We start from the raw sequence: 11217 nt of genomic DNA, 5'->3' as shown, positions 1-11217 counted from the left end.
CCGAGTAAGCCCCCCCGCAACTCGATGTCGACCGGCGGGTCGGCGCACGCGGCCAGCGCGCGCAGCGCCGACGGACTGTAGGCGCGCAGCGAGCTGATCACCCCGTCGTGCACGAACGGCACCAGCGGCGCCCACGGCAGCATCGCGGCCAGTCGCAGCACGTGCAGCGGCACCGGCGGGCGGGGCAGGTCGATGATGAGCAGCTTGTCCGCCGCCCGGGCGCCCTCGGCGATCACCCGGGCCGCGTCCACAGGTGGCAGATGATGCAACGACAGCACGAACACCGCCAGGTCGAACTCGCCGTCGGCCGCGTCCAGCGACGTCGCGTCCATCTGGCGGACCGTCGCGCGCGGATGGGACCCCAGATCTGTGGCCCCGATCGCCGCGACCGACTCCGGATCGACGTCGGTGACGGTCAGCCGCGCGCTGGGATGCCACTCCAGCAGCGTGCGGGACAACCCGCCGTGGCCCGCGCCCAACTCCAGGATCCGCGGGTCGGCGACGTCGGCGACCTCGTCGAGTGCGAGCTTGGCGAACTTCTCGTGGTTGCCGAACACGTCGCCGGTCCACTCCAGTGCGCGGACCACGCTGCGCCGGACCCGCGGGTCGACATCCTCCCGATCGAGGTACTCCCTCCGATCGGTGTGCAGCAGCCGGTCCAGACACGACGCGTCCGGCCCGCCGCGTGGCATCGCGGAAATGTCGGCGGTGTCTACGGGCATGTGGTCCATCATGGACGAATGGCCGACTTCGTCGCTGCAATCGACCAGGGCACCACCAGCACCCGGTGCATGATCTTCGACCACGACGGCGCCGAGGTGGGCCGTCACCAGCTCGAACACGAACAGATCCTGCCCAGGGCGGGCTGGGTGGAGCACAACCCGGTAGATATCTGGGAACGCACCGGTTCTGTGCTGGCCACCGCGCTGAACCGGACGAACCTGACGACCGCCGACCTCGCGGCGCTTGGCATCACCAACCAGCGCGAGACCTCGCTGGTGTGGAACCGGCACACCGGGCGGCCCTACTACAACGCGATCGTCTGGCAGGACACCCGCACCGACCGGATCGCGTCCGCGCTGGACCGCGACGGACGCGGTGACGTGATCCGGCAGAAGGCCGGGCTGCCGCCGGCCACCTACTTCTCCGGCGGAAAGCTGCAGTGGCTGCTGGAGAACGTCGACGGGCTGCGCGCCGACGCCGAGAACGGCGACGCGATCTTCGGCACCACCGACACGTGGGTGCTGTGGAATCTGACCGGCGGGCACCGCGGAGGCGTACACGTCACCGACGTCACCAACGCCAGCCGCACCATGCTGATGAACCTGGAGACCCTGGACTGGGACGACGAACTGCTGGGGTTCTTCGACATCCCGCGCCAGATGCTGCCCGAGATCAAGCCGTCGTCGTCGCCGAAACCGTACGGGTGCACCGTCGAGACCGGACCGGCCGACGGCGAGCTGGCGATCACCGGGATCCTCGGCGACCAGCAGGCCGCGATGGTCGGACAGGTCTGCCTCGACGCCGGCGAGGCCAAGAACACCTACGGCACAGGCAATTTCCTGCTCCTGAACACCGGCGAGGAGATCGTGCGTTCGCAGAACGGGTTGCTGACCACGGTCTGCTACCAGTTCGGCGACGCCAAACCCGTTTACGCGCTTGAGGGTTCGATCGCGGTGACCGGATCGGCGGTGCAGTGGCTGCGCGACCAGCTCGGCATCATCAGCGGTGCGTCGCAGAGTGAGGCGCTGGCCCGCCAGGTCGAGGACAACGGCGGGGTGTACTTCGTGCCCGCGTTCTCCGGCCTGTTCGCCCCGTACTGGCGGTCGGACGCCCGCGGCGCAATTGTCGGGCTGTCCCGGTTCAACACCAACGCGCACGTCGCACGCGCGACGCTGGAGGCCATCTGCTATCAGAGCCGTGACGTCGTCGACGCGATGGCCGCCGATTCCGGTGTGCGCCTGGAGGTCCTGAAGGTCGACGGCGGCATCACCGCCAACGACCTGTGCATGCAGATCCAGGCCGACGTGCTCGGGGTCGACGTGGTCAAACCGGTCGTCGCCGAGACCACGGCCCTGGGTGCGGCCTACGCCGCCGGGCTGGCCGTCGGATTCTGGGACGGCCCAGACGATCTGCGGGCCAACTGGCAGGAGGGCAAGCGGTGGTCCCCGGAATGGTCCGAGGACCAGCGCTCCGCCGGTCACGCCGGATGGCGTAAAGCCGTGCAGCGCACCCTGGACTGGGTCGACGTCGACTGACCCGCTACCGGTGGTCGGTGGTCAGCGCGAGGTCGCGGCCGGCTTTCACGTCGTGGGTCAGCGAGTCGATCTCGGCCTGCGCGAGCGAGACCGGCAGCGCCGTCGATCCGGAGCGGGCCGGACTGCCCGCCGACGGGCGGGTGCGCCGGGTGCCGGGACTGCGGCGCGAAGAGGTCGCGATGCTGGCCGGTGTCTCGACCGACTACTACACGAGGCTGGAGCAGGGCCGCCGGATCACGCCGTCGGATGCCGTGCTCGACGGGATCGCCCGCGCGCTGGACCTGGACGCCACCGGGCCCGGGCTCTACCAGTTGCTCGACTCACTCGACGGCGCACCGGCGATGATCCTCGGCCGTCGCACCGACGTGCTGGCCACCAACCGCGCCGCCCGGGTGCTGTTCGCCGACTTCAATGCGATGCCACCGCGAGAACGCAACTACGCGCGCTGGATGTTCACCTCGCAGCAGGCGCGAAACCTGTTCGCGGACTGGGAGGTTCAGGCACGATCCGCCGTGGAGAACCTGCGTCTGGACGTCGGCGCCGACCTCACCGACCCGACCGCCGCGGAACTCGTCGCCGAACTGTCGCAGGCCAGCGCGCAATTCCGGGCGTGGTGGTCCGAACACCGGGTCTTCCAACGCACCTACGGCACCAAGCGGCTGCGGCATCCCGTCGTCGGCGAGCTCACCGTCGACTACGAGACGTTCACGATGCCCGGCGACGCGGACCAGGCACTGTTCGTCTACACCACCGAGGCGGCCAGCCCGTCCCGGGATGCGCTGAACCTGCTGCTGAGCTGGAGCGCGACCCCGTCCGTGGGGGCCGGGTGATCACTGACCGGCGGCGACCAGTTCCCGCAACTGCATGTCCGGGTTCTCCCGCTGCACCGTCTCCAGGCGCCACTTTGTGGAGAACACCGCGAGCAGAACACCGTCGCTGCGGGTGAACACCTCCACGGCCGCCATCTTCTGCAGGGCTTCGGCGTCCTCGGGGTCACAGATCCGGGCCACCGTATACGGCAGCGATTCCAGCGCGACCGGGGCACCGAACTCCGCGGCCATCCGGTGGCTGGCCACCTCGAACTGCATCGGCCCGACGGCGGCCAGGACCGGGGCCTGCTCACCGCGCCGGTCCGAGCGCAGGACCTGGACCACGCCCTCCTGGTCGAGCTGCTCGATGCCCTTGCGGAACTGCTTGTGCTTACTCGGGTCGGTGCCCCGCGCCACGGAGAAGTGCTCGGGCGAGAAGCTCGGGATCGGCGGGTACTGCACCGCGACGTCCTGATAGAGGGTGTCGCCGGGGCGCAGCGCGGCGGCGTTGGCCAGGCCGATCACGTCGCCCGGCCACGCGGTGTCCAGCGTCGTGCGCTCCCGGCCGAACACCGACTGTGCGTACTTGGTCACGAACGGTTTGCCGGTGGTGGCGTGGGTCAGCACATCGCCGCGCTCGAAAGTGCCCGAGCAGACCCGGGCGTAGGCAATCCGGTCGCGGTGCGCGGAATCCATTCCCGCCTGCACCTTGAACACGAACGCGCTGAACGGCGCCGCCGCCTCGCGGCGGTTGCCGTCGACGTCGAGCTGCCCGCTCGGCGACGGGGCCAGCTGGGCCAGCACATCGAGCAGCTGGTTGACGCCGAAATTCAGTGCCGCAGAAGTGAACAGCACCGGCGTCGAGGTGCAGTCCAGGAACGTGTCGGGATCGAAGTCGGCGCCGTCGGCGCTGAGCAGCTCGGACTCCTCGACCGCAGTGTCCCAGTCGACACCGGCCGCGTCGTGCGCCTTGTCCGGATCGATGTGCTCCTCGGGGGCTGCCGTCGCCCCGCCGGCGGTGCGGGTGAAGCGGATGAACTTGCCGGTGCGCCGGTCCAGCACGCCCTTGAAGTCGCCGGCGATACCGACCGGCCACGTCAGCGGCGTGGGCCGCAGCCCGATCCGCTCCTGGATCTCGTCCATCAACTCCAGCGCGTGCCGGCCGGGACGGTCCCACTTGTTGACGACCGTGATGATCGGGATCCGCCGGTGGCGACAGACCTGGAACAGCTTCAACGTCTGCGGTTCGAGACCCTTGGCGGCGTCGATGAGCATCACCGCCGAGTCGACGGCGGTCAGCACCCGGTAGGTGTCCTCGGAGAAGTCCGCGTGCCCGGGGGTGTCGAGCAGGTTGATCACGCAGGTGTCGCCGGCCTGCGTCTTGTACGGGAACTGCAGCGCCGTCGAGGTGATGGAAATGCCGCGGGCCTTCTCCATCTCCATCCAGTCCGACACGGTGGCCCGGCGGCCGGCTTTGCCATGGATGGCGCCGGCCTCGGTGATGGCCTTGGCGTGCAGGACCAGGGCCTCGGTCAGGGTGGACTTGCCGGCGTCGGGGTGGCTGATCACTGCGAACGTTCTGCGGCGTCGCGCCTCGGTCGAGACGAGGTCGGATCGAGACCCCGTCGCGGTGGAATTCGTCATTGTGCAGCCGATTTTATTAGCCGGGGACGCGAAACAGTAATCGCACGCCGGTCGCCGGCTTCCGATTCACCACGGGACACACCAGCCCCAGCTATCCGCGGTGTGCAGACGTCCACTCGCACTTCTACGGAAAAGGTCGGATATTTGGTACGCCAGGGACTCAGCTTGTCTCCGCCGCGGTCGCCGCGCCGTCCAGCTCCCGCTTGGTCTGCTCGTCGAGCGTGATGTCACGCACGGCGGTGTTCTCCTCCAGGTGCGTCACCGACGACGTGCCCGGGATCAACAGCACGTTCGGCGCCACCGACAGCGTCCACGCCAGCACGATCTGGGCCGGGGTGCGACCGAGCTTCTGCGCTTCCCGGACCACCGCCGGATAGTTGAGCACCGGGTTGTCGGGCAGGAAACCCGAGCCGAGCGGGAAGAACGGCACGAACGCAATGCCGTGCTCCACGCACAGCTCCAACACGGGCTGCGAGGTCCGGTCCAGCAAGTTGTACGCGTTCTGCACACACGCGATCTCGGTGCGCTCCAACGCCGTTCGCAGATGGTCGACGCCGATGTTGCTCAGCCCGATGCCGTCGATCAGACCCTCGTCGCGGGCCTGGATCATCGTCGAGAGCTGGCGGTCGAACAGATCCCGGTCCACGGTGTCAGGGACCGCCTCGCCTGCGCCGAACAGCCGCAGGTTGACCGCCGCCAACCGGTCGGTGTCCAGCGTGCGGAGATTCTCCTCGAGCTGGGCGCGCAGGTCGTCGGGTTCCTGTGCGGGCAGCCAGTTGCCCTGTTCGTCGCGCTTGCCGCCGACCTTGCTCACCAGCGCAAGACCGGCGGGGTACGGATGCAGCGCCTCGCGGATCAGTTCGTTGGCGACGTCGGGTCCGTAGATCTGGGCGGTGTCGATGTGATCGATGCCCAGCTCGAGTGCGCGCTTGAGCACCGCCACGGCCTGATCATGGTCGCGCGGCGGCCCGAAGACGCCGGGACCCGGCAGTTGCATCGCGCCGAAACCGACGCGGCCGACTGTGTACGACCCGAGGGGGTAGGTGTCCATGCTCTGTACTTACGCGGATTCGGCGCGATTCGTTCCCGCTAACGGGCACAAACCGCGCCGAATTCACCGAAAAGCCCGAAGATCAGTCCTCGCCGAGGACGTGGTAGATCTCGCGGCGGGCCGTGTTGACGATGTCGAGGATGCGCTGCTGCTGTTCCGGGGTGGCCGCGTGCGCCGACTGCGCGACGGCGCCCATCAGCTGGCCGGCGGCGTGGCGCAGGTCCATCGCACCGGGATCGGCATCCTCGGTGATGGTGTCCCACGGTGCCGTCTCGATCTTCGCCGCAGCCTCCCGGCCTTCCTCGGTCAGTTCGAACAGCTTCTTGCTGCCGCCGGTCTCGGTGGCCGTGAGCAGGCCTTCGTCGACCAGCAGCTGCAGGGTCGGGTAGATCGAGCCGGGGCTGGGCTTCCACAGCTGCTGACTGCGCTCGTTGATCTCCTGGATCATCTCGTAGCCGTGCATGGGCCGATCGGTCAGCAGCGTGAGGATCGCCGCGCGCACGTCGCCGCGCCTACCGCGGCCACCGCGTCGGGGTCCGCCGCGTCGGCCGCCGGGGCCGCCCGGGCCGAAACCGAAGCCCGGACCGAAGCCGCCGGGTCCAAAGCCGGGCCCGAAACCGGGTCCGAAGCCGCCGGAGCCGAAGCCCGCGTCGCCGCGATGCTCGCGGACGTGCTCGCGGAACTCGCGCCGGGACGGGCGACGACGTCCGTGCAGGACACGGGGATCGACCGGGCCGAATCCGAAACCGTGCCTCTCGAAAGGGCCCTCGAACGGGTTGCCGGGTGGGGTGAAAGGGGTGTTCATGGGGTGCTCTTCTCTGTCGAAGGAAGCACAAACCGCGCTTCCGATACGTTGACGATATATCGGAAACTATCGCGATGCAACGACGATGTGATCAGTCCGGCAGTCGATCGACGACCGACCTGGCCCATTGCGCCTGCATCGCATGCAGTCGCAATCCGTACTCCAGGGCCGCCAGCCCGAAGAACTCCCCGTCGGCCGACCCGCCGGGCCGTCCCGCCGTCAGTGAGTCGCGCAGCGCCGTCAGCCGCCGGATCTCGTCCTCGGCCTGCTCGGCCATGGCGTGCAGATGTGCGCGCGCCTGCTCGGGCGGAATCAGCCCGAGCAGGAAGACCCGCAGCAGAGCCGCGCTGCGGAACGGCGGATCGTCCTGCGGGCTGGTGACCCAGCGCTGCAGCTCGGTGCGGCCCGCGTCGGTGATCTGGTACTCCTTGCGGCCGCGCGGACCGACCGCGCACACCTCGATCAGGCCGGCGGCGGCCAGCTTGTTGAGCTCGGAGTACAGCTGGCTCTGGGTGGCGGGCCACACGTTGGCCATCGAGTTCTCGAACTGCTTGAGCAGGTCGTAGCCGCTGGCCGGACGCTCGGCCAGCAGTCCGAGGGCGGCTATCCGAAGGCTCATGGCGGCATAGTACGGCCCCGATATTCCAGAAGTGGACTATCGGGGCCGTGCCCAGGCGGCGGTCAGGCCACAGGTTCGGGCGCGGTGTCGGCCACCGCGTCCCGCAACGGCGACATCCGCCAGGGCCCACGGGTGGCCAGCAGGTAGTACAGGGCGAACCCGACGCCGCACCCGATGAACCAGCTGTACTGCGCCGCCGCGGACATACCGGTGACCGATCCCCCGAGCAGCACCGGAATCACCGCGAGGGTCGCACCGACGAGAGTCGCCGCGACCGCGACCGGGTTGTAGCCCTTGGCGTACCAGTAGTTGGCCTTCGGGCTCATCGTGAAGAGGTCGTCGACCACGATCTTCTGCTTGCGCACCAGGTAGTAGTCGGCGATCAGCACACCGAACAACGGGCCGATGAACGCACCGAGGGTCTCCAGCGTGTAGTGGATGACCTCCGGATTGCTGTACAGGTTCCACGGGGTGATCAGCACCGAGCCGACCGCGGCGATCATGCCGCCCATCCGCCAGCTGATCTTCTGCGGGCTGACGTTGGAGAAGTCGAACGCCGGCGAGATGAAGTTCGCGACGATGTTGATGCCGATCGTGGCGATGCTGAATGTCAACGCGCCCAGGATGATCGCCATCGTGTTGTCGATGCGGGCGACCGTCTCGACCGGATCGGTGAGCAGCTCGCCGAACACCGGGACCGTTGCGGCGGCGGTCATCACCACCAGAAGTGAGAACACCAGGAAGTTGACCGGCAGGCCGAGGAAGTTGCCCCTCTTGACCGCCTCGAAAGACTTGCCGTAACGCGAGAAGTCGCCGAAGTTCAGCATCGGACCCGAGAAGTACGAGACGACCAGCGCGGTCGCACCCAGCATCACCGCCAGCGTGTTGCCGGTCTTCTCGCCGCCGAGGGTCAGGCTGACGTGCCAGCCGGACCGGTACAGCAGGTAACCGCAGAGGATGAACATCACGACGTAGACGGCCGGCCCGCAGAAGTCGATGAATTTGCGGATCGACTCCATGCCGCGCCAGAACACGCACGCCTGCAGGACCCACAGCAGCAGGAAGCTGGCCCAGCCGAGCAGGGAAAGGCCGGCGAACCCGTAGTTCTCGACCTGGGCGTAGGGCATCAGACCGGGGAACAGCTTGAGCAGCACCACATCCAGCGCCGCCGAAGCCAGGTAGGTCTGGATGCCGTACCAGGCCACCGCGATCAGGCCGCGGATGATCGCCGGGATGTTGGCGCCCAGCACGCCGAACGAGCTGCGGCACACCACCGGGTAGGGCACGCCGGCGTGCTGGCTGGGTTTGGCCACCAGATTGCAGAAGATGTTGACGATCACGATGCCGACGAGCAGCGCGATGAGCACCTGCCAGCTGGCCAGGCCGAGCGCGAACAGGCTGCCCGCGGTGACGTACCCGCCGACGCTGTGCACATCGGACATCCAGAACGCAAAGATGTTGTAGGACGTCCAGCGCTGCTTGGCCAGCGGCGCCAGATCCTCGTTGGTCAGCCGCGGGTCGTAGCCGGCCTTGATGAGGCCTCCGCCGACAGGATGCCCGGAGGCTTCGACCATGTCGTCGGCGCCGATTCGGGCGCCCGGAGGCACGTCTCGGATGTCTGTCATGGGTCAGCTTCCTGCTCGAAGAACGTGATGCACGGAAGCTAGTTACGGTGTGTTTCTCCACCGTTGCGCCGAGAATATATTTCGCCGACGCACCGCTCAGGCGCCGTCGATCACGAGCCCGGTGTCGGCAGGCAGCGACGCCACCACTCCGTTGAGGCGCTTGTTGTGCGCCGCCGAGGCGGCCGCCAGCGCGTCGGGATCCCGGGCCAGGAACGCATCGAGCATCACGCGGTGGTCCTCGTGGAGCAGCGTGCGCTGGTCTCGACCCACGTGCACCATCAGCTGCACGGGTTCGGTGATGTTCCAGGCGTTCTCGAGCATGCGCACCAGCCGCAGCATGCAGCAGGGGCGGCTGAGCGCCATGTGGAACTGCCTGCTGTAGCGGTGGTAGGCCTGGGCGTCGTCGAATTTCAGTGCCTGCGCCATGCTTTCGTGCGTCTCGATCAGGTGCGCCCGGTCGGCGGCGGTGGCCTTGTGCACGGCGGCCGCCATCGCGGCCGATTCGAGAGTCTCGCGCACCAGATACATCTCGGCCAGCTCGGTGGCGGTGAGTTGGGCGACGGCGTAGCCGGCGTTCGGCCGGTGCTGCACCAGCCCTTCCCCGGTCAGGGTTTTGAGGCTTTCCCGGACCGGGATGTGGCTCACCCCGAACAGGTCGGCGACCTCGCCCACCGGGATCGGGGTGCCGGGCGGGACCGCACCGTCGAGGATCACCCGGCGCAGTTCGTCGACGATGTTCGGCGCGGACGTGCCGCCGCGCCCCACGACCGCCTTGAACAGCGCCGCGGAGTGTCGGCGATCAGGCATTCTGTGATCCTCCTCCGCAAGTGACAGGTTCGCGACGCGAACACATTCCACTATTGACAGGTCACTTGTGGGGTGTCAGTGTGGAGTGACCGTGACAGGAGGTTCAGCCCCATGACCGAAACCACCTCGAAGCCCACTCCGGTCGACGCCGACGAGATCTTCAAGGTCGGCAACTACGCGCCGGTGCCCGACGAGCTGACCGCGTTCGACCTGCCGGTGGAGGGGGCGATTCCTCCTGAGCTGGAGGGCTGGTACCTGCGTAACGGCCCCAACCCGCGGCAGGCGACCGGGCACTGGTTCACCGGCGACGGCATGATCCACGGCGTTCGGATCGAGAACGGCCGCGCCGCCTGGTACCGCAACCGCTGGGTGCGCACGGACAGCTTCGTCGACCCGTTCCCGCTGTACCGGCCGGACGGCACCCGTGACCTGCGGGCCAGCGTCGCCAACACCAACGTCGTCAACCACGCGGGCAAGACCCTGGCGCTGGTGGAGTCGTCGCTGCCCTACGAGATCACCAACGAGCTGGAGACGGTCGGCGCCTACGACTACGGCGGCAAGCTCACCGACGCGATGACCGCGCATCCCAAGATCTGCCCCGTCACCGGCGAGCTGCACTTCTTCGGCTACGGCAACCTCTTCACCCCGCACGTCACCTACCACCGCGCAGATGCCAACGGCGAGTTGGTGATCAATCGTCCCATCGACGTGCCGGCGCTGACGATGATGCACGACTTCGCGCTGACCGCGAACTACGTGGTGTTCATGGACCTGCCGATCGTGTTCAACATGGACATCGCGGTGCGCGGCGACGGGCAGATGCCCTACCGCTGGGACGACGACTATGGCGCCCGGTTCGGCGTGCTGCGCCGCGACGACCCGTTCGGCGAGGTGCGCTGGTTCGAGATCGATCCCTGCTACGTCTTCCACGTCGCCAACGCGCACGATGACGGCCGCACGCTCGTGGTGCAGGGCGTTCGCTATCCCGAATTATGGCGTGGCAACGGCGGATTCGACGTCGACGGCGCCATGTGGACCTGGACGATCGACCTGACGACCGGGGTGGTGCACGAAAGCCAGCTCGACGACCGCTCCGTCGAGTTCCCGCGGATCGACGACCGGCTGGCCACCCTGCCCGCGCGATACGCGGTGTCGGTCGGCGGTGCCAGCCTGTTCCGCCACGACCTGCGCACCGGTGACGCGCTCGAGCATCGCTTCGGCACCGACAGCGCGCCGGGCGGACCGGGAGAGGCGGTCTTCGTGCCGTCGACGTCAGGGCCGGCCGACGAGAGCAGCGGGTGGTACCTGGGCTACGTGTACGACCCCGGACGTGACGGCAGCGATCTCGTCATCCTCGACGCCTCCGACTTCGCGGGCGCTCCGGTCGCGAGGATCAAGCTGCCGCAACGTGTTCCCTACGGCTTCCACGGCAACTGGATCGCCGGATAGCCGTCACGACGGCTTCTGTTCGATTGCCGTCTACGACGGCTTCTGTTCGATTGCTGTCTACGACGGCGGCGCGAAACCGTTCGGCTGCTGCGGCGGTGGGGCCGGCGGCGCCGGCGGCCACTGCGGCGGGGCGGTCCACACCGGTGCGGG

Annotated in this window: 10 protein-coding genes; 3 read left to right on the top strand and 7 right to left on the bottom strand. The window is 68.2% G+C overall.

Translation table 11 applies throughout. The annotated features are described in order from the left end of the window. Positions 1 to 731, bottom strand: a 731-nt coding sequence (locus MVA01S_RS25665; RefSeq protein ID WP_060941742.1) for a class I SAM-dependent methyltransferase, incomplete at its 3' end; no start/stop codon positions are given. A gap of 9 nt (positions 732 to 740) precedes the next feature. Between MVA01S_RS25665 and glpK the strand changes: the two genes are divergently transcribed. Further along, a complete protein-coding gene (gene glpK, locus MVA01S_RS25660; protein ID WP_060941741.1) occupies positions 741 to 2258 on the top strand; it encodes a glycerol kinase GlpK in 1518 nt (505 codons plus the stop codon). Between the two features lie 68 nt (positions 2259 to 2326). Further along, the gene (locus MVA01S_RS25655; protein ID WP_040542079.1) at positions 2327 to 3088 is read left to right on the top strand and encodes a helix-turn-helix domain-containing protein; all 762 of its coding nucleotides are present in this window, start codon (positions 2327 to 2329) and stop codon (positions 3086 to 3088) included. Here the strand turns inward: MVA01S_RS25655 and MVA01S_RS25650 are convergent, their stop codons facing one another. The 6 genes from MVA01S_RS25650 to MVA01S_RS25625 all read right to left on the bottom strand — a co-directional run bounded on the left by MVA01S_RS25650 (position 3089) and on the right by MVA01S_RS25625 (position 9618). Further along, on the bottom strand, positions 3089 to 4711 hold the full coding sequence (locus MVA01S_RS25650; protein WP_040542034.1) for a peptide chain release factor 3: 1623 nt from the start codon (positions 4709 to 4711) through the stop codon (positions 3089 to 3091). Between the two features lie 160 nt (positions 4712 to 4871). Next, positions 4872 to 5762, bottom strand: coding sequence for an oxidoreductase (locus MVA01S_RS25645; protein WP_003931862.1), 891 nt, complete (start codon positions 5760 to 5762; stop codon positions 4872 to 4874). A gap of 82 nt (positions 5763 to 5844) precedes the next feature. Continuing rightward, a complete protein-coding gene (locus tag MVA01S_RS25640) occupies positions 5845 to 6567 on the bottom strand; it encodes a PadR family transcriptional regulator (RefSeq protein ID WP_003931863.1) in 723 nt (240 codons plus the stop codon). Between the two features lie 91 nt (positions 6568 to 6658). After that, on the bottom strand, positions 6659 to 7186 hold the full coding sequence (locus tag MVA01S_RS25635; protein ID WP_003931864.1) for a PadR family transcriptional regulator: 528 nt from the start codon (positions 7184 to 7186) through the stop codon (positions 6659 to 6661). Positions 7187 to 7248: 62 nt separating this feature from the next. After that, the gene (locus tag MVA01S_RS25630) at positions 7249 to 8811 is read right to left on the bottom strand and encodes an NCS1 family nucleobase:cation symporter-1 (RefSeq protein WP_003931865.1); all 1563 of its coding nucleotides are present in this window, start codon (positions 8809 to 8811) and stop codon (positions 7249 to 7251) included. A gap of 96 nt (positions 8812 to 8907) precedes the next feature. Next, positions 8908 to 9618 carry a GntR family transcriptional regulator gene (locus MVA01S_RS25625; RefSeq protein ID WP_003931866.1) on the bottom strand — a complete coding sequence of 237 codons (711 nt, stop codon included), beginning with the start codon at positions 9616 to 9618 and terminating at the stop codon, positions 8908 to 8910. A 111-nt stretch (positions 9619 to 9729) separates the two neighbouring features. Between MVA01S_RS25625 and MVA01S_RS25620 the strand changes: the two genes are divergently transcribed. Continuing rightward, positions 9730 to 11067, top strand: a complete 1338-nt coding sequence (locus tag MVA01S_RS25620) for a carotenoid oxygenase family protein (RefSeq protein ID WP_003931867.1) — start codon at positions 9730 to 9732, stop codon at positions 11065 to 11067. The last annotated feature ends 150 nt before the right edge of the window (positions 11068 to 11217 follow it).

Origin of the sequence: Mycolicibacterium vaccae NBRC 14118 = CIP 105934 (assembly GCF_001552715.1) — a bacterium.
Lineage (GTDB): Bacteria > Actinomycetota > Actinomycetes > Mycobacteriales > Mycobacteriaceae > Mycobacterium > Mycobacterium vaccae.
This window is presented reverse-complemented; position numbering and strand designations above follow the sequence as displayed.